Source organism: Nocardiopsis sp. YSL2, from assembly GCF_030555055.1.
Taxonomy (GTDB): domain Bacteria; phylum Actinomycetota; class Actinomycetes; order Streptosporangiales; family Streptosporangiaceae; genus Nocardiopsis.
On the sequence record NZ_JAMOAO010000001.1, the window covers coordinates 1,956,884 to 1,977,189 of the forward strand.

General features: G+C 69.1%; 20 protein-coding genes. 10 read left to right on the top strand and 10 right to left on the bottom strand.

Annotation, left to right across the window (positions count from 1 at the left end; genetic code table 11):
* Window positions 1-100: 100 nt before the first annotated feature.
* From M1P99_RS08445 to M1P99_RS08455, 3 genes are all read right to left on the bottom strand, one after another.
* Window positions 101-769 (bottom strand): YdcF family protein, encoded by a 669-nt coding sequence (locus M1P99_RS08445; protein WP_304452099.1) that lies wholly within the window; start codon window positions 767-769, stop codon window positions 101-103.
* Window positions 770-972: 203 nt separating this feature from the next.
* Window positions 973-1,515 carry a class IV adenylate cyclase gene (locus tag M1P99_RS08450; protein ID WP_304452100.1) on the bottom strand — a complete coding sequence of 181 codons (543 nt, stop codon included), beginning with the start codon at window positions 1,513-1,515 and terminating at the stop codon, window positions 973-975.
* Window positions 1,512-2,660: a radical SAM protein gene (locus M1P99_RS08455; protein ID WP_304452101.1), complete on the bottom strand. Its 1,149-nt coding sequence runs from the start codon at window positions 2,658-2,660 to the stop codon at window positions 1,512-1,514. Before M1P99_RS08455 ends, M1P99_RS08450 begins: the two co-directional genes overlap by 4 nt.
* Window positions 2,661-2,818: 158 nt before the next feature.
* Here M1P99_RS08455 and M1P99_RS08460 point away from each other — a divergent pair, with 158 nt between their 5' ends.
* A complete protein-coding gene (locus M1P99_RS08460) occupies window positions 2,819-4,093 on the top strand; it encodes a helix-turn-helix transcriptional regulator (RefSeq protein ID WP_304452102.1) in 1,275 nt (424 codons plus the stop codon).
* Here M1P99_RS08460 and M1P99_RS08465 read toward each other — a convergent pair.
* Genes M1P99_RS08465 through M1P99_RS08475 form a run of 3 tightly spaced genes read right to left on the bottom strand, consistent with a single transcriptional unit; the run spans window position 4,052 to window position 5,868 of the window.
* Window positions 4,052-4,597, bottom strand: a complete 546-nt coding sequence (locus M1P99_RS08465) for an NUDIX hydrolase (protein WP_304452103.1) — start codon at window positions 4,595-4,597, stop codon at window positions 4,052-4,054. The genes M1P99_RS08460 and M1P99_RS08465 overlap by 42 nt on opposite strands.
* Window positions 4,598-4,654: 57 nt before the next feature.
* The gene (locus tag M1P99_RS08470) at window positions 4,655-5,005 is read right to left on the bottom strand and encodes a DUF397 domain-containing protein (RefSeq protein WP_304452104.1); all 351 of its coding nucleotides are present in this window, start codon (window positions 5,003-5,005) and stop codon (window positions 4,655-4,657) included.
* Entirely contained in the window at window positions 5,002-5,868 is an 867-nt protein-coding gene (locus tag M1P99_RS08475) for a helix-turn-helix transcriptional regulator (RefSeq protein WP_304452105.1), read from the bottom strand. The genes M1P99_RS08470 and M1P99_RS08475 overlap by 4 nt, the downstream gene beginning before the upstream one ends.
* A gap of 309 nt (window positions 5,869-6,177) precedes the next feature.
* Here M1P99_RS08475 and M1P99_RS08480 point away from each other — a divergent pair, with 309 nt between their 5' ends.
* The 5 genes from M1P99_RS08480 to M1P99_RS08500 all read left to right on the top strand — a co-directional run bounded on the left by M1P99_RS08480 (window position 6,178) and on the right by M1P99_RS08500 (window position 12,696).
* The gene (locus tag M1P99_RS08480; RefSeq protein ID WP_304452106.1) at window positions 6,178-6,630 is read left to right on the top strand and encodes an ATP-binding protein; all 453 of its coding nucleotides are present in this window, start codon (window positions 6,178-6,180) and stop codon (window positions 6,628-6,630) included.
* 150 nt (window positions 6,631-6,780) lie between these two features.
* Complete coding sequence (locus tag M1P99_RS08485) at window positions 6,781-7,227, top strand: hypothetical protein (protein WP_304452107.1); 447 nt, start codon at window positions 6,781-6,783, stop codon at window positions 7,225-7,227.
* A 242-nt stretch (window positions 7,228-7,469) separates the two neighbouring features.
* The gene (locus M1P99_RS08490; protein ID WP_304452108.1) at window positions 7,470-8,750 is read left to right on the top strand and encodes an MFS transporter; all 1,281 of its coding nucleotides are present in this window, start codon (window positions 7,470-7,472) and stop codon (window positions 8,748-8,750) included.
* 76 nt (window positions 8,751-8,826) lie between these two features.
* Entirely contained in the window at window positions 8,827-9,864 is a 1,038-nt protein-coding gene (locus M1P99_RS08495; RefSeq protein WP_304452109.1) for a nitronate monooxygenase, read from the top strand.
* Window positions 9,865-10,062: 198 nt separating this feature from the next.
* Window positions 10,063-12,696 (top strand): penicillin acylase family protein, encoded by a 2,634-nt coding sequence (locus tag M1P99_RS08500; protein ID WP_304452110.1) that lies wholly within the window; start codon window positions 10,063-10,065, stop codon window positions 12,694-12,696.
* A gap of 197 nt (window positions 12,697-12,893) precedes the next feature.
* Here M1P99_RS08500 and M1P99_RS08505 read toward each other — a convergent pair whose 3' ends face one another.
* Entirely contained in the window at window positions 12,894-13,778 is an 885-nt protein-coding gene (locus M1P99_RS08505) for an oxidoreductase (protein WP_304452111.1), read from the bottom strand.
* A gap of 81 nt (window positions 13,779-13,859) precedes the next feature.
* Here M1P99_RS08505 and M1P99_RS08510 point away from each other — a divergent pair, with 81 nt between their 5' ends.
* The 4 genes from M1P99_RS08510 (at window position 13,860) to M1P99_RS08525 (ending at window position 16,946) form a co-directional block, all read left to right on the top strand.
* A complete protein-coding gene (locus M1P99_RS08510; RefSeq protein WP_304452112.1) occupies window positions 13,860-14,444 on the top strand; it encodes a TetR/AcrR family transcriptional regulator in 585 nt (194 codons plus the stop codon).
* Between the two features lie 193 nt (window positions 14,445-14,637).
* Window positions 14,638-15,174 carry a DUF4365 domain-containing protein gene (locus M1P99_RS08515; RefSeq protein ID WP_304452113.1) on the top strand — a complete coding sequence of 179 codons (537 nt, stop codon included), beginning with the start codon at window positions 14,638-14,640 and terminating at the stop codon, window positions 15,172-15,174.
* On the top strand, window positions 15,174-16,373 hold the full coding sequence (locus tag M1P99_RS08520) for a hypothetical protein (protein WP_304452114.1): 1,200 nt from the start codon (window positions 15,174-15,176) through the stop codon (window positions 16,371-16,373). Before M1P99_RS08515 ends, M1P99_RS08520 begins: the two co-directional genes overlap by 1 nt.
* 378 nt (window positions 16,374-16,751) lie before the next feature.
* Complete coding sequence (locus tag M1P99_RS08525; RefSeq protein WP_304452115.1) at window positions 16,752-16,946, top strand: DUF1918 domain-containing protein; 195 nt, start codon at window positions 16,752-16,754, stop codon at window positions 16,944-16,946.
* A 100-nt stretch (window positions 16,947-17,046) separates the two neighbouring features.
* On the opposite strand, the gene M1P99_RS08530 is transcribed toward M1P99_RS08525, so the two are convergent.
* The 3 genes from M1P99_RS08530 to M1P99_RS08540 form a co-directional block, all read right to left on the bottom strand.
* A complete protein-coding gene (locus M1P99_RS08530) occupies window positions 17,047-17,538 on the bottom strand; it encodes an FBP domain-containing protein (protein WP_304452116.1) in 492 nt (163 codons plus the stop codon).
* A gap of 236 nt (window positions 17,539-17,774) precedes the next feature.
* The gene (locus tag M1P99_RS08535) at window positions 17,775-19,550 is read right to left on the bottom strand and encodes a stealth family protein (protein WP_304452117.1); all 1,776 of its coding nucleotides are present in this window, start codon (window positions 19,548-19,550) and stop codon (window positions 17,775-17,777) included.
* Window positions 19,551-19,990: 440 nt separating this feature from the next.
* Window positions 19,991-20,149: a hypothetical protein gene (locus M1P99_RS08540; RefSeq protein ID WP_304452118.1), complete on the bottom strand. Its 159-nt coding sequence runs from the start codon at window positions 20,147-20,149 to the stop codon at window positions 19,991-19,993.
* Window positions 20,150-20,306 lie beyond the last annotated feature (157 nt).

Below are 20,306 nucleotides of genomic sequence, written 5' to 3' on the forward strand. Positions count from 1 at the left end.
CTTCGTCACCTCCGCGATCGAGGCCACCTCGTGGAGCTCGCACTCGGCCAGCTCTGCCGGGTCTAGAAAGCCTCGGTCCAACCGCTCCGCGTCCTCGCGGTCAGCTCTGGATCAGGCGGCTGTCGAACTCTGCGGCTACGAGGGAGTCGTAGGCGTCACGTACCGCCGAGGGGACGTCCTGGTCGATGGCGAACCCTCGCTTGGGATACTCCATCACCCGCTGGAGGTCGCCGACCATCATGTCGATGACCAGCCCGGCGTCCCCGTTCTCCTTGACATAGTCGCCGAGGCTCAGCGATGCGGAGGCACACAACGGCTCCACATCGGGCCACAACTTCCGGGTGGTCGCGAAGGCGCGCCGTTCCATGTAGGACATACAAACCAGGAGCACCGTGGTGGGGACGATGCCGTTCTCCGCCAGGAGGCTGCGCGAGAAGGTGATGTTCTGGCCGGTGTTCGACGCCTGCGGCTCCACGAGGATCACGGAATCGGGGACGCCGAGTTCCAGGGCACGCTCACGAAAGTGCACGGCCTCCCCTCGTGGGAATACCTGAGCGGTCGAGGGGCTGTTGCCTCCGGTGAACACCAGAGCCGGGAAGAGCCCGGCGTGGTACAGCTCGGCGGTGTACATCGCAACACCGATGTCGTTGCAGCCCAAGGCGATCGCCACGTCGCGCGGTCGCGCCTTGTGGTGCATGCGGTGGTACTCCCAGATCAGCTCCGCGTGCCGCCACTGTTCCTGGGTGATGGTACGTGCGTCGTCTACCATGCATTCCTCCTCAGGCCATGGGACCAGGTCTCCTGCTCGGACTTATTGCCCCAGTCACCCAGCTCGGCCAGGTCCTCGAACTCCCAGATCGCGGGCTGGATGGCATACATGGCGTGGCCGTACTCGCCGAGCTTGCTCAGCGCAGACCGTCCGTGCTGCGGTGCACTCCTACGCGTAGTGCTCAAGTGCACCGCAGCCTGGAGTCACGCAGCGCCGAAGCGCAGGTCGGCGATAGTGGACAGGTCGATGCCGTAGCGGTGGTAGACCTTCGTCGTGTTCTCTCCCGTCAGGTCCGCCCGGTCGTACCCGAGCAGGGCCGCGACGCGCACCACCTCAGCGTGACTGTCGGCCTCGATTTCCAGGTAGGCGGGGATACGCGGCCAGGAGTCGATCTCCAACTGCGCTCCGTCCAGAGTGAAGCTGTGCCTGCGGTTCTCCTGATAGGCCTTGGGTGCGTACCCCAGCTTGCCCAGCAGGGCGTTGGCGGTCTCGAAGTCGCCGACTTCGGTCTCGGTCTCGCGGGTGCCGCCAATGGCGTCGGAGTCGATCTCCTTGACCGTGAGCGTGACCTGACGACCGGTGTCACGGAGGCGCAGCCAACGGGAGACGTCTCCGGGTTCGATGTCGTACACGTAGCGGCGCTGGAGCACCTCCCCCAGGTCCGCACCGCCCTTGTCCAGAATGCGCCGGGCCACCTGGTCGACGTCGATATCCAGGACCTTGGCTTCGTACTCGATCGCGCTCATGGCGTCGGATTTCCTTCCGTACTGTGAGTCGTGGTGGGGGAAGAAGCGGAGACGTGGTGGGCGGCTTCCAGCCTGCCACGATCGGCCTGGCGGAAGCGGAGGATTTCAGCCCTGACAGGGCTTCGGAGGAAGTCTTCGATCGGCTGACACAGGTCCATGCGCTGCAGGCACACACCCACCAGGTAGCGTCCGTGACGGTCTCGATACAGACGAAGGCCGTAGAAGCCTTCCTGACAGTCGACGTCGTTGTTAAAACGGCACCCCCGGCAGGTGGTGGGCAGCCGTACGGGACGAATCCACTTCACCTGGATACGGCGTCGTCCGCCGTCGATCCGGTAGGAAGTCCGAGCACCGGAGGCCCCCGCCGTCAGGTGGCGAGCCTCTTCGACGGCACCACGCTGGGCCAGCACCTGATGGATGGCATCGACGGACGCTTGGCCGTGATCGAGTGAATTGAGCAGACGAACGGACAGTTCAGGGGCGTAGTTGTCCAGAAGCCGGTGGACGCGGTCGATGTGGGTGTGGTCGAGAAGGACGATGTTAGCGCTGGGTCGGACCCCATGGTCGATACATGCCTGGATGGAGGCGTGCAGGGCCTCGATCTTGGCCGTGGCCTTGGCTGGGTCGCGGAAGCGGTCGTGTTGAACCTGGGCGAGTTCCTCGGGCGTCGTGCCAAAGATGGAGAAGTTGACGCGGTCGAGCCCCGAGTCGGCGCAGGCGGGGATCTGTCGAGCGCCGTTCTCACCGTTGGAGGTCATGCACACCCGGTAGCCACGAGCTACTGCGAGTCCGATCAGCTCGGGCAGGCGCGGGTGAAGTGTGGGTTCGCCGCCGGTGAGGTGTAGTTCGGTAAAGCCCATGCTCTCGCGCAAGCGATCTAAGGCATGGGAGAAGTTTTCGTCGGGCGGGATGGTACTCGGTAGGAAGCTAGATCCGTTGGTTGCAGCGTAGATGGACATCCGCCCAGAGCTTCCGGCAGTCAGGAAGGAGCCGGGCCCCCGGTGGCGGTTGTCGACCACAACGGGTGTGCCTTCGTTGTGGCAGAAGGTGCAGGTCATTCCGCAGGCATCAAGGATTTTGACACGCAACGTCGTGTCCGTAGAGATGTGCGTCGGCAGTGGATTGGCGGCTGGGGAGGCGTCCATGGGTGGTCTCCTGCGACAGCGCTCTCGGTGGAGCGGGAGGGTGTGTCACAGATGACGATCCCGTTGCGGATGGGACCTATCCCATCCCTAGTGGATATCCCCCTTGGGGATAATCGATGCCGTGCCCTCCTCAACCGAAGATGGAATGAAAGGAAGCCATGCCTGCCCATTCCTGGGAGACACTCCATATTCCGGCCTGGGCGTGGGATCGGCAGGAAGCACAACGGCTCTTACGAGAGCGTGACATCGCTGGTCTGCTGCGTCTGGCCCAGACCCATGGCGCGAGCCAGACCCGGATCGCCTCGGCGACCGGCATCGCCCAGGGACGTGTGAGCGAAATCTTGAGCGGACGGCGAACAGTCAGTTCGCTGCAGCTGATCGAGCGGATCGCTGATGGGCTCGGCATCCCCGACCGCTCCCGAGTCCTGCTCGGCCTGGCTCCCCAGAACGCCCCTGCAGAGACGAGACCGTCCACGTCCGGCAGCAATGCCTCCGACACTGCGCTCTCAGGGGCATCGACCCTCACAGGTCACGTGGGTGAACGTCTGGAGCTGGCGTCCATCGATCAGGCGCTTGTTAGTCTCTTCGAGGCGCAGACGCAGAATCTACGGTTGATCGACCGCAAGCTGGGAGCCCACTACCTTCTGGCCCAGAGTCAGGCCCATGTCGAGCAGATGCACCAGCTTCTGCGCCACTCGATCCCCGGACCCGCTCGGCGAAGCCTGGCCCGGGCCCTGGCCGAAGCCGCGTCCTTGACCGGATGGCAGGCACTCGACGGTGGACGTGTGACGACCTCCTGGCGCTACTACGAGCTCGCCAAAGCCGCTGCGCGTGAGAGCGAGGATCGGGTGGTTCTGGCTCATGTGAGCGCCGAACAGGCTTACGTGCTCTTGGACAGCGGTCAGGAAGAGGCAGCGCTCGCAACCCTCAGAGCAGCACACGATGATGGAGGAAGGGTACTGCCGCCATTGCTGCGCTCGTGGTTGTGGGCAGCCGAAGGAGAGGTGCGAGCGTCTCTCGGCCAGGAGCTGCAGTGCCAGAGGGCCTTGGGGCACGCCTTCGACGTTCTACCGCAGGAACCGAACGACCCCTCGCTACCGTTCCTCATGTTGAGCGACACGCATCTCCTCCGTTGGCGAGGCCACTGTCTGACGCAGCTCGGGCACCGTGAAGCCATCGAGGACCTGACCCAGGCTCTCGATGGCATCGTCCCCTTCGGACTCGGACGCGCCGAGGCCGGGCTGCGCACCGATCTGGCCGTTGCCTACTCCGCCCATGGTGACCTCACGCAAGCCCGCCGCCAAGCGCAGCGTGCCACTGAGCTCTCTGAGCGGTCCGGTTCCGTCCGTCAACGCGCCCGTTTGGCACGACTCCTGGAGCCTCAGTCTCTGTCAGGAGGCGAGGATGTGGAGCAGGGCGACGAGGGTACCTGAACTCTGCACACGCCCCTCGGCTACCAGGGCGCGGACCTTGGACAGGGGCACCCATTCGTAGACGCCCTCGTCGAACTCGGTCGGATCCGCGACCAGCTCGGCACCACGACCAACGAAGACGTGGTGGGGGCTGCGGACCGTACCGATCATCGGCTCGAATGTGGCCACGTGCTCCACCGAGCCGACCCGGTGACCAGTCTCCTCCAGTGCTTCGCGGAAAGCGGTCTGCTCCGGCGTCTCCGCAGGGTCAAGGAGCCCTCCGGGCAATTCCCATCCCCACACATCGGGCACGAACCGGTGCCGGTAACTCATCAGGACATGTTCTTCGGCACGGTCCAGGATCGCGATCACCGCTGCTGAGGGCAGGGTGACGGCGTGGTGCTCGAACCTGCGGCCGGAGGGGGTGGTGATGTCGGCCTTGCTCAGCCGCACCCACGGGTCGTCGTACAGGGTGCGCTCGCCGTGCACCACCCAGCGGCCCTGGCTCTCCTCGGTTCGATCCATGTCCCGAAACTACCGCGACGCACGCATGGCGAAATCGCGCGGCCACCCAGTACGCAGTCAGCTGACGAGCGTGCCGCGAGGGTGGCCGCTGCGGAGCTCGCCGGCTTCGACGGCGAGCTTGAAGGCTTCCCACTCGGCTCTGGTGTAGGTCAGGGTGGGGGAGCCCGGTCTGGTGGTGTCGGTGAGCGTGAATCCGCCGCCGGGGAGGAACTCGGCGCGCAAACGGCCGAAGTCAGTGCCACCCATGGCGATCTGGTCCAGAAAGTGGTCCCAGTCGGAGTTGGGAACGGTGAGGGTGGGGCCGTCGGGTTTCTTGGTGTCGCCGATCTCGGTCACGCCCGCGCGCGGAACCCGTACCTGGACACAAGTCGCTCCCGTGCTGCTGTAGCTCGACTTCGTCCATCTCATTCCGATTCCTCCAGAATCGCCGCGATCACTGCGGCCGACTGTACCGGCGACAGGGCGGAGGACTGGATCTGGTCGTAGGTCGCCTTGTACACCGCCAGGTCGGTGACGCCTTCCACGTAGGTATTCATGCCACGGCTGTCGATATAGACCACGGGCGGCAGGTGGTTTCCGGCGTCGAGGATGGCGAAGGCCCCGTCCAGCCCGGCGTGCGCGCCAGCTGAGTCCGGGATGACCTGGATGTTGATGTTGGGCTTTTGACCCATGGTGAGCAGATGGCGGAGCTGACCGTCCCGGGTCTGCTTGCCTCCGATGACGCGGCGGAGCGCGTACTCCTCCACTATCGACCACAGCTGAAGCGGCTCCACTTCCCGATACAGGGTGCGCTGCCGCTCCCTGCGGAGCTCCACCAGGTACTCCACTTGGTCAGGCAGGAGCAGGGGGTTCGCCGAGATCAGCGCACGCGCGTACTCGGGCGTCTGCAGGAGTCCGGGGATCAGATACGGGTGCCAGTCCTTGATGCCTATCGCGATCTCTTCGAGTCCCAGGTACCGCTCGAAATTCTTGCCCGGAAGCTCCTGCTCGGAAGTGTTGGTGCGGTTGCGACGGGGCCGGCGGGACTGCGCTCCGAGTTCGAGCAGCGTAGGACGGACGTCTTCGCTGACCTTGAGTACCTCGAAGAAGAGGTGCAGGTCGGCCTTGGTGATCGGCGCCTGGCCCCGCTCGATCTTCGAGAGCTTGGCGGCGCCGAATCCCATCTCCTTGGCGACCTCGGCACCGCTCATCCCGGCTTCGCTGCGGAGCTGTTGCAGGGCCTTGCCAAGCAGAAGGCGGCTGGCGATCGGGCCGTGCTGCTCCTGAGGCATGGGTGCTCTCCCTCGGCATCGGTTGGTCATGCCCAGTATCCCGGCTGACAGATCTCCTGGACACCATCCCCCAGAGATCTATAAGAAATTTCCAAGAAGTAGTTGCCAAGAAATTTCCTGCAGTGCATGATCGATGACATGCGGAGCGTGTTCGCAGAAACACGATGAGTACATCGGACTGTGTGTGGGCCTTGAGTGGTCATGGCACGCCTTGTCAGAACCCCTGTTGGTGGAGGAGACCCAGCGATGACGAATCCGAGCAAGCGTGACCCAGGTAGGCCGAACGGCGACCGGCGGGTGGCGGGTGGGATGCCGGTACAGAAGAAGGGGAGCCGCCGGTGCGGAGAGTCCACGGGCTATTTCGACGGACGGTTCGACCAGGTCAGGCGGATCCGCGAGTGGTGTCAGAAGGCCATCCGCATGGACGACAAGCGGGCCGCGCCCGTCCTGCTCATCCTCAGCGAACTCGCCACCAACGCGATCCAGCACTCGGCTTCGGGCGACCAGTACGGACGGGTCAGGGTCACCGTGGAGGTCATGCCCGGCGACTTCGTCCTGCTGCGAGTGATCGACGACGGACCTCGCGCGGGTCGACCGGTCACCCGCCCCTACGTTCCCGGCCGGATCGATGAACTGAGTATCGGCGGATACGGCCTGGCGCTGGTGTCCGCGCTCTCCGAGAAATGGTGGTGGACCGACCACCCCCAAGGAGTCGCCGTGTGGGTGCTGATCGACCCCCACCGCTCAGCCGACGACGACTGACACCTCGATCCCGAGTCGCGAAGGCGGGAAGCGCAGCCCTCTCAGGGCCATTGACACCCGCCCCGACCAGCAGACATGAAGATGCCCCGTCCGGTGTTAGGAGCACCGGGCCGGGGCGTGACAACCACCTGATAGCCCAGGAAGTCATCCATGGATCAGCCTAACGGCCGCCATCGTCGGCCGCACCGAAGCCTGGCCGAACAGGTCTGGGCCGTCGCCGCCACGTTCCTCGCGGCGGCTCTGATGTTCGTCTTCGTCCCCCGCCGACCGCAGCGGGAACAGCCCGCGCTCCCGCCGCTCCCCCGACGCCGTCAACTCGCGGCGGCACCCGCGCCGGTCCCAATCGCTGAAAGGGACGGGGCCGGCGAGCCGGACGAGGGCCCGGGCCCGCTCGTGCGCCCCTACATGCCCCCGCCGCCCCCGCTTCGACCGCTCGTCCCCCGGCCCCGCGCACCCGAAGGCGACCTGCTGGCCACGCCACCGGCCTCCGCACCCGCGCCCGCACCCGCACCCGTCACCCTGAACGGTCCACAGGATCCGGACGACCTGAGCGACCTCACCGCTGCGATTCGCACCTATCTCGCGATGACTCGCTGACAGCCCCGGCGGCGCGGGAGACGGCCGTCGCCGGGACCGTCACCGTCCATGTGGGGCGCGAGGGGCGGGACGCGGTGATCGGTGTCGCCTTTGACCAGGGCCTCTGCGTCACCGGCGTCCCGGAAAACGCGTGGCTCGCGCGAACAGCGCTGTGCTAGCGTTCCACGTCACTCACGGAGATCTTCGCGTCACCCGTAGAGACCGCGATCCGTGGTCGGCCTCGCGAAACGGAAAGTCCCGCAATGGACCCAGACACGGCATCGGGTGCCATTCCCCTGCGCACCCGGTACGCCCTCTTCTCGCTGTTCTCGCTGTCGGCCGACTTCGTCTACGGGGCGGTGTTCGTCACCGTGCTCCTCAGCCGGGGCGTGGAGCCGTGGGCTCTGGGGTCGATCCTGGCCGCCAACATCGCGCTGGGCATGGTGCTGGAGGCGCCGAGCGGGGCGTTGGGCGACCGGTACGGGCACCGTCGGCTGCTGTGCGCGGGCCTGGCGGCCTGGGGTGCCGGGTTCGCCGTCTTCGGAAGCGCCGAGGGGATCCCGGCGACCGTGCTGGGGCTGGCCCTGGGGGTCTGCGGGCACAGCCTGCAATCGGGCACGCTCACCGCGATCGTGGTCAACCGCGTCGGCGACCACGACCGCGTCTCCCGGGTGCGGCGCGCCGTGCGGCTGGGGCAGGTCGCCGGACGCGGCGGCTCCGTCCTGGGCGCCGCGTCGGTCCTGGTCGGAGGCTCGTGGGCCCAGGCGGACACACTGGTCCTGGCCGCCGGGGTGAGTCTGGTGGTGCTCGCGGCGCTGACTCCGCTGTGCTTTCCCGCGGACCGGCGGAGGGCGGGGAACCCGGTCCTGGCGATCCTGCGCGAGTCGGTCGCGACCATCGCCGGTCGCCGGTTCCGACCGCTGGTGCTTCTGGCGGTGTCGACGGGCGTGGTGATGGCGACGCTCATCATGGCGTGGCAGCCGCTGCTGCTGGACACCTACGGCGAGGATGTGCGCCGCAACGGGCTGGTGCTGCTGGTCATGACGCTCGGGCTGATGGCGGGGGCGGCCTGTTCGCGTTTCACCGACCGGCTCCGGCCCCACGTGTGGGGGCCGGTGTTCGCCGTGGCCACCGGGGCTCCGCTGGTCCTGCTCGCCTTCGGGTGGCTGCCGCTGGTACCCGGCCTGGTCGTCGCCGAGTTCTTCCTCGGCGTGACGGGGGTGCTGTGCGCCGCCTGGCAGCACCTGACGTTCTCGGACGCCAACCGCAACACGATGTTCTCCGCGATGGCGGTCGTGAGCGGCGTGACGTACGCGGCGACGCAGTGGTGCTTCGGATGGTTGTGGGAACTGGGCGGGATCCCGGTGACGGTCTCCGTCCTCGTGGGCGTGAGCGCGGCCGTCGCATCGCTCACGCCGTTGTCGGCCCGCCTCGTTGCGGAGTCGGTCCGGGCGGAGTCGGCGCCAGTGGAGACGCGGCCCTCGGGTCCTCGGCCTGTGGGTCCCCGGCCCTCGGACCGGCGGCCGGGCGAACGGCCGGGTTGAGGCCGCCGACCCCGTCCCGGGGCCGTGGAAGGCGCCCCTGTTAGCCTTCCGGCACGGACGTGGAAGGCGGGACGGCATGGCTCTGGAGGATCTGCTCGCGGAACGGCCGCTGGTCCAGGCACCGATGGCCGGCGGCGGGTCCACACCCGCGTTGGTGGCCGCGGTCGCGGCGGCCGGCGGCACCGGCTTCCTGGCCGCGGGCTATCGGACGGCCGAGGCGGTCGCCGAGCAGGTCCGCGCCGTACGAGAGGGCGGAACGTCCGCGTTCGGGGTCAACGTGTTCGTGCCCTCCCCCGCCGTCGCCGCCCCGGAGGAGCTGCGCGACCTGCGCGCCTCACTCGTCCCCGAGGCCCGCCGGTACGGCGCCGCCCTCGGCGAACCGCGCCATGACGACGACGCGTGGCAGGCCAAGATCGATCTGCTGTGCGAACTGGCCGTACCCCTGGTCACCTTCACGTTCGGCTGCCCGGACCCGGCGGTCCTCGATCGGCTGCGGAGCGCGGGTTCGGCCACGATGGTCACCGTGACCACGGTGGAGGAGGCACGCACCGCCGTGGAGCGGGGCGCGGAAGGGGTCTGCGTCCAGGGCCTGGAGGCCGGCGGGCACCGGGCCTCCTACGACCCGCGTTCCGCTGGGGACCGGCCGCTGTTCGACGTGCTGCCCGACGTGGTCGAGGCGGTCGGCGTCCCGGTCGTGGCCGCCGGAGGACTGATGAGCGGGGGCGACGTCGCGGCCGCGCTGGACGCCGGGGCCCGCGCCGCACAGCTGGGCACGGCGTTCCTGCGCTGTCCCGAGAGCGGCGCCCAGCCCGCGCACAAGGCGGCCCTGGCCGACCAGGACTTCACCGAGACCGCCCTGACCTGGTCCTTCACCGGACGTCCGGCCCGTGGGCTGGTCAACCGGTTCATCCGAGAGCACCCCGGGGAGCACTACGCCTACCCGGAGGTCCACCACATGACCCGGCCGCTGCGGGCGGCGGCGGCCGCAGCGGGCGATACCGGCGGGATGGCGCTGTGGGCCGGACGGGGCTTCCGCGCGGCCGAGGAGCGGCCGGCCGGTGAGATCGTCGCACGGCTGCGCGAGGAGGCGGCCGCCCTCGGGGCGAGGATCTGACCCGGCCGACGGGCCCGGCCGCGGTGGTCGGACCGGCGTCCGCCGCCGTGCCGCGCCGGGCGCCCGCGCGGCCGTGAACGCCTGGTGTTCACCGGGCCGCTGACCGGGGCACACTCCATACTGACCAGTTGGTAACAATTGGGTTCGGAGCCCGAAATCGGTGGAAGGTGTGAGCCGGGACACTCTAGAGTTCCCCGCATGGGTGTATTGCGTAAACATATCCTCGTTCGTGTGCTTCTGGGGGCTATCGCCGTGATCGTGGCGTTGGCCCTGGTCGGCGCGCTCCTCGGTGTCTGGACCGTCCGGCGGTCGTTCCCCGAGACCTCCGGGGAACTCGCCCTCCCCGGGCTGGAGGCCGAGGTGACCGTGCTCCGCGACGACCACGGCGTCGCGCACGTGTACGCGGACAACACCCATGACCTGTTCATGGCGCAGGGCTTCACCCACGCCCAGGACCGCTTCTGGGAGATGGACTTCCGCCGCCACGTGACGGCCGGGCGCACCGCCGAGCTCTTCGGCCCGGACCAGGTGACCACCGACGCCTACCTGCGCACGATGGGCTGGCGCCACGTCGCCGAGCAGGAGTACGAGCTGCTCGCCCCGGACACCCAGGACTACCTGGACTCCTACGCGATGGGCGTCAACGCCTGGCTCGACGGGCACGACGGAGCCGAGGCGAGTCTGGAGTACGGCCTGATCGCGGCGCTCAACGGCGGTCACACCATCGAACCCTGGACCCCCGCTGACAGCCTCGCCTGGCTCAAGGCCATGGCCTGGGACCTGGGCGGCAACCTCCAGCAGGAGACCGAGCGGGCCCAGCTAATGGCCGCCGGCCTGAGCGAGGACCAGGTGGACGAGCTCTACCCCGCCTACCCCTTCGACCAGCACCGGCCGATCACCGACACCGACGAGCTGAACGGCGTCGAGGCCGACGGCGAGGCCGAGGAGGCCGGGGCCGAGGACGCCCGTGCCGACGAGCGGCGCGCGCCACGCGGGCGTCGTGCCCCCGACGAGGGCTCGGCTCCGGACGCGCACGCCGGTCCGGGCCTGCCCGGGGCGGCCGTGCCGGAGGCGGCCGTGCCCGCCGTCACCGCCGTGGCCGAGGGCGCCGAACGGCTCCCCGCCCTGCTCGGCCCCACCGGCCCCGACCTCGGATCCAACTCCTGGGTCGTGAGCGGCGACCACACCGAGAGCGGTCTGCCCCTACTGGCCAACGACCCCCACCTGGGCGCGTCCATGCCCTCCACCTGGTACCAGATCGGGCTGCACTGCACCGAGCTCACCGACGCCTGCCCCTTCGACGTCAGCGGGTTCAGCTTCTCCGGACTTCCGGGCGTCGTCATCGGACAGAACGAGTCGATCGCCTGGGCCTTCACCAATCTCAATCCCGACGTGATGGACCTGTACGTCGAGCGGATCGACGGCGGCGGGTACGTGGTCGACGACGAGGCCCGGCCCCTGGAGACCCGTGAGGAGACCATCGTGGTGGCCGGCGGGGACGACGTCGAGATCACCGTGCGCTCCACCCACCACGGCCCCCTGCTGTCGGACGCCGAGGCGGGCGCCGACCTGGCCGGGATCGCGGAGGACCCGGTCCTGGCGGAGGAGGGCGAGGAGGGCGGCGAGTACGCGGTCGCCCTGAGCTGGACCGCCCTGGAGCCCGGGACCACGGCCGACTCCATCTTCATGATGAACCGCGCCCGCGACTGGTCCGACTTCCGCACGGCGGCGAGCCGGTTCAGTGTCCCCGCGCAGAACCTCCTCTACGCCGACGACGAAGGCAACATCGGCTACCAGGCGCCCGGGCTCGTCCCCGTCCGCGGCGAGGGCGACGGCCGCTACCCCGCGCCCGGCTGGGACTCCGCCTACGACTGGGAGGAGTACATCCCCTTCGACGAACTGCCGAGCGTGTACAACCCGGAGTCCGGCGTCATCGTCACCGCGAACCAGTCGGGTGTGGACGCCGACTACCCCTACCGGCTCACCGACGACTGGGACTACGGCTACCGCGCCCAGCGGATCAACGACCTCCTGGACGAGGCGATCGCCGACGGGCCGGTCACCGGCGAGGACATGTCCCGCGTCCAGCTGGACTCCTTCCACGCCGGCGCCGAGGACGTGACCCCCCACCTCCTCGGCGTCGAGGTGGACGGCACGGCCGCCCGGGCCCAGGACCTGCTGCGCGACTGGGACCTGCGCACCGATCCCGACTCCGCCGGAGCGGCGTTCTACCAGGCCACCTGGCGCCACCTGCTGCCCCTGCTCTTCGACGAGCTGGACCCGGTCGTCATGAACGGCAGCTCCCGCGGGATGTACGTGGTCGGCGAGCTGCTGGCGGACCCCGGCTCCCCCTGGTGGGACGGCGAGGAGGCCGACGGCCGCGACGAGGTGCTGGCCGCGGCCATGACCGCGGCGGCCGACGAGCTCACCGAGCTGCTCGGCGACGACCCCGCCGACTGGCGCTGGGGCGACCTGCACACGCTCACGGCGACGCACGAGTCGTTCGGCACCTCGGGCATCGGCCCGGTGGAGTGGCTGTTCAACCGGGGCCCGGTCGAGAGCTCGGGCGGATCGTCCATCGTCAACGCCACCGGCTGGAACCCCCACGAGGGGTACGGCATCACGGCCGTACCGTCCATGCGCATGGTGGTGGACCTGTCCGACCGCGACGCCTCCACCTGGGTGCACCTGACCGGGAACTCGGGGCACGCGTTCCACCCGAACTACGACGACCAGCTCCCGCTGTGGAGCGAGGGCGAGACCCTGCCGTTCGCGGTGTCGGAGGAGGCCGTCCGCGCGGCCGCGACGGACGAACTCACCCTCATTCCGTAGAGCGTTGCCGCACCTCGCAAGGCGGCACCGCACCCTACGGGGCGGTGCCGCCTCGGCCGCCCGGTGCGCGATCGGAACCCTCACGGGACCCGGTCGTGGCGCACCGGGCGGCCGTTCGGCGGACCGGGCACTCGGGGCACTGGTTCAACGGCACGCTCGGGGGCCGCGCCTCGGTCGAGGACAACGGGCCGCGCGGCTCAGTCCGTCTGCGGCTTGAGCGGGAAGGTCACCCCGGTGAGCTGTTCGGACAGGGTCCACAGGCGGTGGGCGGCGACACTGTCCCAGGCGGCCTCGCTCCGCCCGGCCAGAGCCGGAGCGCCCCGGCCCATGTTCTTGGGGCCGGCGTAGGCGGCACCGGGCACGTCCTGCGTGGCGGCGTAGATCGTGGGCAGGGCGCCCGCTGTCGCGCTCTGCGCGAAGACCTTGTTCCCCAGGGCCAGCAGTCCGTTCTGGAAGCGGCTGCCCGAGTGGGACTGGAGGTTGGTGGCCGCGTAGCCGGGGTGGGCCGCGGTGGCCAGCACACTCGACCCCGCGTCCACCAGGCGGCGCTGGAGTTCCAGGGTGAACAGCAGGTTGGCCAGCTTGGACTGGCAGTAGGCCCGGTAGGGCGTGTAGCGCCCGACCAGGTCGACGTTGTCGAAGTCGATGCCCTGCGCCATGCGGTGCATCGAGGAGGAGACGGTGACCACCCGGCCCGTGACGTGTTCCAGGAGCAGGTTGGTGAGCGCGAAGTGGCCCAGGTGATTGGTCCCGAACTGCGTCTCGAACCCGTCCTCGGTCCTGGACTCGGGGATGGCCATCACACCGGCGTTGTTGATCAGCAGGTGGAGGTCGCCCTCCCACTCACCGGCGAACGCGCGGACCGAGGCCAGGTCGGCGAGGTCGAGCCGACGCACCTCCGTCTCCCCCTGCACCGTGGCGGCGGCCCGGCCGCCCTTGTCCACGTCGCGCACCGCCATCACCACGCGGGCGCCCATGCCGACCAGCATGCGTGTGGTCTCGATGCCCAAGCCGCTGTTGGCTCCGGTCACGACCGCCGTGCGGCCGCTGAGATCGGGGAGGGTGACAGCGTCCATAGTCATCCCGGAACACTAGGCCCACCCCGCACGGGCGGTCAACGACGGCCATGCCGCCGGCGTCGGCACCCGACTATGCTGGGCCCCATGCCCGAGCGCCCCTACCACCACGGTGACCTGCGCGCCGTCCTGCTCGCGAACGCCGAGCGCGCGCTGGCCGAGCGCGGACCGGCGGCACTGTCCCTGCGGGAGCTGGCACGCGAGGCCGGGGTGAGCCACGCCGCGCCCAAGCGGCACTTCGCGGACAAGCAGGCCCTGCTCGACGCCCTCGCGCTCTCGGGGTTCGAGCGCCTCACCGAGCGGCTGGACACGGCCGCCAGCACCCCCGGCTCCACCCGCGACCGCGTCCAGGCCCTGGCCGCCGGCTACGTCGGGTTCACGCTCGACAACGCGGCCCTCATCGACCTGATGTACACACGCAAGCACGACTCGGGGTCACCGGCGGAGATGGCGGAGGCCGTCTCCCGCCTCGTCACCACGGTCATGCGGCCCATCGCCGAGGGACAGGCGGCCGGGGAGATCATCGACGGCGACCCCTCCGGCATCGCGATGGGGGTCGCGGCGACGCTGCACGGCTTCGCGGCCCTCAAGAGTTCGGCACCGCGCGCCTACGTCGAGTCGACCCTGTCCGGAGTGGTCGACCTGCTCCTGTACGGCCTCATCCCGCGCTGACCGGCCGCGCCGCGTGGCGACCGGCCCCTCCCGCGCCGGCCGGCGGTCCCACCGCCTCCGATCCCCCCTTGTGCCTACTCCCCGGAACCTCCCCGTTCCCCGGGCGCAGACGTCACCGAAGTGGATACAGTTACCCCGTACATCTGAAGGCTTCGCTGGGAGACGGATGGCCACGGTCGACGACGAAGGTCCCATGGGAGAGAAAGACCTCGTTGACGGCCAGTTGCCCATGAGCGCGCGCCAGGAGCAGTTCAGCCTGGCGTTCACCCGGCTCGTGGCGTACTCGGCGGGCTGCACCATCAAGACGCACGAGACCGACTTCGACGGTGTCGACATCACGTTGGCCTCGTCCGCCGAGTACAAGCGCTACTTCGCCCCCCAGTTCGAACTCCAGCTCAAGTGCACGACCCAGGCTCGCTACCTTCACGAGGATCACATGGCGTGGCCCATGAAGGGGAAGCCCTTTCGGAAGCTCACCAGGGGAAAGCGGTACGTTCCCGCCTACCTCGGTGTTCTCCTCGTACCCGAGGACCCTGACAGGTGGATCTCGGTCGACGAGCGCGGGCTGCTCACGGAGAGCAGGATGTACTGGCGGCCCGCGAGCGAGCTCGCGACGACGCAGGAGGTCGGACAGACCCGGACCGTCCACCTGCCGCGCAGTCACCTGTTTACTCCAGACCAGCTTCTGGGCATCATGAAGAAGCTCGGCGAGCAGGAGGGAGGATTCTGATGACCCCCGCCACGCTCGATTCTCTCGGTGAAGCGGCTGCTTCGCTGACACCTGAGACGGTATCCACGTATCTCGCCACACACGGGTGGGAACTGGAGAGCAGGCAGCCGGACGTTCGGGAGATTTGGTGCCTGAACCAGTCTCCAGAATTCGGGTCGGCTCGGATCATGCTGCCTCTCGCCCAGGATTTCGTCGATTTTGTCCCCCGCTTCAAGGATGCACTCGATTCGCTCTGTCTTGTGTACGGGATCGACGCCGGTGAACTTCGGGAACGCATAGCGTCGACTCGTTCCGATCTCTTCTTCGTGCGCATCAACCAACCTATGACAGATGGGTCGATCCCCTTCCGTCAAGCAGGAAAGACGGTCGACTCACTCTTCAGAATGTTGAAGGCGGCGGCCACGACGGCAGCCGATCCGAATCACTCCCACCAGGGACGAAGGCCTGCGATCGTTTCGGAATTCCTCGATGAACACGTCAGACTGGGACAAACGAAGCAAGGAAGTTTTGTCTTTACTGTTTCGACGTACCTTGACGACCCCTCTCCCGAGGACCACGATGAAGCAGGCATACAGCCGGTGTACGCGCGACGTGTCATGACGACACTCGCCCGTGGGCTGGAGTCCGCACGACTCCTCGCACTGCGCCGGAACGAAGGAGTTCTCAAATCGCCTTCGGAGTTCGGCCTGAGCGCGGCACTGGTGGAATCTATGGAGGAGTTGACCTGCGCGGAAAAGCTCCGCTCGGTGGATCTCTCGTTCCAGTGGGCGGCGAAGGAACCGGCCCCTGATATAGCGACTTCCACCATCGTGCTCGACCGGGATGTCATCGCGGAGTTGCCACGTCTGCGTGAGCGCCTCGTCCGAAAAGAGGAACCCTCGCGCAGAATGACACTCATCGGGATCGTCAAGAGCCTGGCGCGCGAGGAGACTCCGCCAGGCGAGGACGACGCGGCAATCGTGACTCTCATGACCGAGGTGAGCGGAAGGGCACGAAGTGTCCAAGTAGCACTCGAGGGCGAGGATCACCATTGGGCGATCATTGCCTACCAGAGGAAGCTCCCCCTCGTCGTCACCGGAGATCTTTCCTTCGAGCGCCGCACCTGGCGGCTTTCTGGGGACGTGGAGTTGGATGCCAGCTTCCTCGAACACTTCTCAAAGAATCATCCTCCCTCCGATGAAAAGGACCGGAACAGGTGATCGGGCTGGCTTACAGGTCTGACCCTCGGTGAGCCGCGGCCGAACCCTCCGGAGTATGTCGCGCTGCCGCACATGGGTCCTGACGGCCACGGCCGACCTGTCCCCGGCTCGGAAGTCCGCTTGGCTGTACGGCGACGACGTGTCCGACCTCGGCCGCCGGATCGGACCGACGGACCGCTTTGAGGAGTGCACGTCCCTGTGGGTTCGGGCGTCCGCCGCGTTCGGAGTCCGAGACCCGCTCCGGACGAGAAGGGGTGCGCCATTCCTCCCGCTCTGCGGTGCCGCGCCCGAGATGCCCTCGGTTTCGGCAGGTCAGCGTTCCGGGTACGTCCCCGATAGGCCGGCACGAGGGACCGGCGGCGTCGAACGGGGGACAGAATGCGGGCGTCGATCGGGGACTATGTCCATACCCACGGGGTCGCGAGCAGCGACGGCCAGCACAGCGGACGGATCGTGGAGGTGAAGGGCGCGGACAACGGCCCGCCGTACGTGGTCCGCTTCCCGGACGGGGAGGAACGGCTCATCTACCCGGGGCCGAACACCGTGGTGGAGCCCCGCTTCCCGTCGGACTAGGACGATGACCCACCGAACACGCCCCGGTTCCGGACCGGAACCGGGGGAGCGTGGGCGGGGCGGACACGGGCCCGTGCCGCCCCGCCGCCACGCGGGGACCTCACGCGGACAGCCGCGCGAGGAACCCCTCCAGGTTGTGCGCCGCCCGCGTGATCTTCTCCTCCACGGTCAGCGACTCCTCGAACCGGCCACCGGGCTCGGGCTCCTTCAGCCCGCGCACGTACAGCGGGCACGCGAAGTCCGCGCACATGCGCAGACCGATCGAGTTGCCGTCGCGCCCCGCCTTGCCCGCCTTCGGCGCCACCATCAGGGTGACGCCCTGGCCGGGGTGGGTGGTCAGGCACACGGAGCACATGCTGCGGCGGAACCCGTCCCGGCCGTTGGCCAGCCGGAAGGCCACCCCCACCAGCCGTTCCTCGCGTTCGACGACGAGGTAGGCGCGCTCGTGCGCGGTGTGGTCGCGCCAGCCGAGGAAGTCCAGGTCCTCCCATGGGTTCTCGGCGAGGTCGCGCGGAAGCGCCAGGCGCTTGGCCTCCCCCTTGGAACAGTTCACGAAGGACGCGCGGATCTCGCGCTCGGTCACGGGTCTCATTCCGGCGACGCTAACAGTGCCCAGGAACCCTGGGCAAAGGATTATCAGCCTGGGGAAGCGCGGCCGCCCGAGCACACGGAAGACCCCTCGACCAGCGGATCCGCGCCCTCCGCTCTCTCGCCGGGCGGCCCGGGGACGGCCGGAACCGGCATGCGCGCACCGCCCACGGATTCCGCGTCCGCCGCATATGGACCCGCGGCGGCGCGGCGGCGGGGCGACGGCGGTCACCGCGCGGCTCAGGCGGGTGAGCCGCCCCGCTCCCAGGGAGCGGGGAAGGGGAAGCGCGACTCCAGGAACGTGCGCACCATCCGGCCCACCTCCTCCTGGCGCTCGGGCGGGGTGTCGAAGTCGTTCAGGCACAGGAAGTCGTAGCGGGCGGCCTCCTCCGGCTCCGACAGGGCGGCGAGCCGTTCCCCGGCCTCTCCGGTGCCGATGTCGACGTACCGCGCCCGGTAGTCCGCCGACACACCGCGCCCGGTGAGCAGCGCGTAGTGGTGGTAGAGCGTGGTGACCGGGGCGACGTCGGCCGGGTCGCGGAACCGGGACCGCGCCGTGCGCTCCAGGTCCTCCCGGTAGCGCTCCGCCAGCTCGCGGTGCACCGACCGGAGCTGCGCCGTCGGCACGTGCTTGACCTTGTGGGCGATGTAGGCGCCGAAGGACTCCTGGAACAGGGCGCGGGCGTTCTTGCCCGCCCAGTTGGGGGCGGACTCCTCCAGGACCGGCTCGCCGACGCCGATCTGGTGCGGCGAGAACGCCAGCCGGGCGATGCCGTTCGGGTGGAAGAAGTGCCCCGGGCCGACCGGCGCCGTCACGAAGATGTCGTCGTTGAGGTACAGGAAGTGCTCCGACAGGCCCTCGATGCGGTGCAGCTGCGACTCGATGGCACGGGAGCTGAAGACGGGGAGGACACCGGGGTCGGCGAAGATGTCGCGGTGGTCGACCACCGTCACCCCCTCCGCTTCGGTGTCCAGCCAGGCCGGGGTCTGGCCGTCGGTGACCACGTAGACGTGCCGGACGAAGGGCGCGTACATCCGCAGTGAGCGCAGGGAGTACTTGAGCTCGTCGTGGTCGGTGTAGCGGGAGGCGTTGGCCGCGTGCGAGGCCAGCCCGGACCTGCCCTCGCGGTACCGGGCGCGTTTGGCGGCGTGCTCGGGGTCGTCGCCGTCGACCCACGTGTAGACGGCGTCGATCGGAAAGCCCACCTCGTCGGCACGACGGTGGGAGAAGGGCTCGTAGGTCGGGTGGACCCGGTCCCGCACGGTCACGGTGGCGCGCTTGCGGCACTCGTCGGGCAGCACGTCCGCGACGCGGTTGGGACGCGGCGCCACGAGGGAGTCGGCCAGGGCCGCGTCGGGGACGCGCACCCGTAGCCGCAGACGCGCCTCCTCCGGGTCGGGCCCGGCCAGCACCGTCTCGCCGTCCCGCCAAAACTCGACGTCGCAGCCGTACTCCGGCCCCGCCAGGCAGCGGCCGTCGGGGGCCAGGAGGTGTTCGGCGAAGCGGATGATCAGTCCGGACTTGATCCGCCCGTCCAGGGCCCCGTCCACGTAGGCCGAGCGGACGGCCACCGCTCCGCCGGGGCCGGGCTTGATCGCGTGGACGGCGCTGGCGCGGTAGGCCTCGCGCATGGCGTCGAGCAGGGCCTTCCTGTCCCCGCGGTGGACACCCACGACGTGCCGGAGCGGGGAGCGGCCGGGGACGAGGAAGTAGTCGATACCGGCGGCTTCCAGGACGTCGGTGACCAACCGCAGGTTGTGGGCGGAGGCGTCGGCGGTGGTGAAGTCGTCCACCGTGCGCCCGATGAGCTCGGCCTCGGTCGAACCGTCGTCAGCGAAGGCGCGCAGGTCGGGGTCGGCGGCCAGCAGGGCGGCGCGGCGCTCCGCGATCCTCGCCAGGCGCCGTTCCTCGGCCGCCTGGGCCGCGGCCTGCCTGCGGCGCTCCTCGGCGCGCTCGCGCGCGGAGGGGGTCATGAGATGTTCGCCGACGCGGCGGAGGCGTGCCGCCAGAGTCATGGACAGCCTTTCGCGGGAGCGGGCCGGTGGAACCACCGGCCCTGAAGGGACACAGCGCGCCCACGACACCGAGGGCACACGAAAAGGACATCCCGCACCCGTGACTGGATGACACACGGGGGTCGAAGTGACGTGATCATGATGCTTCCGTCATCCGACCGAGTCACACCCTCACCCCGGGCCTCCATGGCTCACCCATGGTGATGACGACGCGCGTGGTCGACGCACGCGCGGACGACGGAGGTCCGCGCTTCAACGTCCCTCGCGGTCGCCCCCTGCCCCTGCCCCTGCACCGGACCCGAGGGTGACCGCGTGCCCGCGTACGCTCCCGCGCGCTCGCGGGGAATCCGCCGCGTCCGACAGCCGCGCTCCATCTCCGCGATGGTGCCCGAGCGCACCGCGGTGGGGCCCGCGCGGGCCTACCCCCCGCGGGGTCGCCTTCAGACGGCGAGCAGGAGGAACAGGGCGCTGGACGCGAACACGCACACGCACAGCGCGAGCGCCGTCCGGGCGCCGGCGCGCAGACGCACGGTGTCGTCCTCGCCGACCTCACCGGTCAGACCGCGGCCGAGGTCTCCCTCGGCGGACCTCTCGCTCATGTCGCCCTCTCCGCGCCGTGTCTGGTCTCCGGCCCCGATCATGCCAGCCTCGCGAACGCCCCGCGAGGGACCGCAACAGCGCCGCGCGTCGGACGCCACTCCCGAGGAGCCCGACCCGTGACGATCACCCCAGGCACACCCTCCGTCACCGACAGTC

Bases quoted from the DNA above. Each gene is read 5' to 3' on its own strand.
- M1P99_RS08445 (WP_304452099.1), bottom strand. From the start codon at position 769: ATGGTAGACGACGCACGTACCATCACCCAGGAACAGTGGCGGCACGCG.
- M1P99_RS08450 (WP_304452100.1), bottom strand. From the start codon at position 1,515: ATGAGCGCGATCGAGTACGAAGCCAAGGTCCTGGATATCGACGTCGAC.
- M1P99_RS08455 (WP_304452101.1), bottom strand. From the start codon at position 2,660: ATGGACGCCTCCCCAGCCGCCAATCCACTGCCGACGCACATCTCTACG.
- M1P99_RS08460 (WP_304452102.1), top strand. From the start codon at position 2,819: ATGCCTGCCCATTCCTGGGAGACACTCCATATTCCGGCCTGGGCGTGG.
- M1P99_RS08465 (WP_304452103.1), bottom strand. From the start codon at position 4,597: ATGGATCGAACCGAGGAGAGCCAGGGCCGCTGGGTGGTGCACGGCGAG.
- M1P99_RS08470 (WP_304452104.1), bottom strand. From the start codon at position 5,005: ATGAGATGGACGAAGTCGAGCTACAGCAGCACGGGAGCGACTTGTGTC.
- M1P99_RS08475 (WP_304452105.1), bottom strand. From the start codon at position 5,868: ATGCCTCAGGAGCAGCACGGCCCGATCGCCAGCCGCCTTCTGCTTGGC.
- M1P99_RS08480 (WP_304452106.1), top strand. From the start codon at position 6,178: ATGCCGGTACAGAAGAAGGGGAGCCGCCGGTGCGGAGAGTCCACGGGC.
- M1P99_RS08485 (WP_304452107.1), top strand. From the start codon at position 6,781: ATGGATCAGCCTAACGGCCGCCATCGTCGGCCGCACCGAAGCCTGGCC.
- M1P99_RS08490 (WP_304452108.1), top strand. From the start codon at position 7,470: ATGGACCCAGACACGGCATCGGGTGCCATTCCCCTGCGCACCCGGTAC.
- M1P99_RS08495 (WP_304452109.1), top strand. From the start codon at position 8,827: ATGGCTCTGGAGGATCTGCTCGCGGAACGGCCGCTGGTCCAGGCACCG.
- M1P99_RS08500 (WP_304452110.1), top strand. From the start codon at position 10,063: ATGGGTGTATTGCGTAAACATATCCTCGTTCGTGTGCTTCTGGGGGCT.
- M1P99_RS08505 (WP_304452111.1), bottom strand. From the start codon at position 13,778: ATGACTATGGACGCTGTCACCCTCCCCGATCTCAGCGGCCGCACGGCG.
- M1P99_RS08510 (WP_304452112.1), top strand. From the start codon at position 13,860: ATGCCCGAGCGCCCCTACCACCACGGTGACCTGCGCGCCGTCCTGCTC.
- M1P99_RS08515 (WP_304452113.1), top strand. From the start codon at position 14,638: ATGGGAGAGAAAGACCTCGTTGACGGCCAGTTGCCCATGAGCGCGCGC.
- M1P99_RS08520 (WP_304452114.1), top strand. From the start codon at position 15,174: ATGACCCCCGCCACGCTCGATTCTCTCGGTGAAGCGGCTGCTTCGCTG.
- M1P99_RS08525 (WP_304452115.1), top strand. From the start codon at position 16,752: ATGCGGGCGTCGATCGGGGACTATGTCCATACCCACGGGGTCGCGAGC.
- M1P99_RS08530 (WP_304452116.1), bottom strand. From the start codon at position 17,538: ATGAGACCCGTGACCGAGCGCGAGATCCGCGCGTCCTTCGTGAACTGT.
- M1P99_RS08535 (WP_304452117.1), bottom strand. From the start codon at position 19,550: ATGACTCTGGCGGCACGCCTCCGCCGCGTCGGCGAACATCTCATGACC.
- M1P99_RS08540 (WP_304452118.1), bottom strand. From the start codon at position 20,149: ATGAGCGAGAGGTCCGCCGAGGGAGACCTCGGCCGCGGTCTGACCGGT.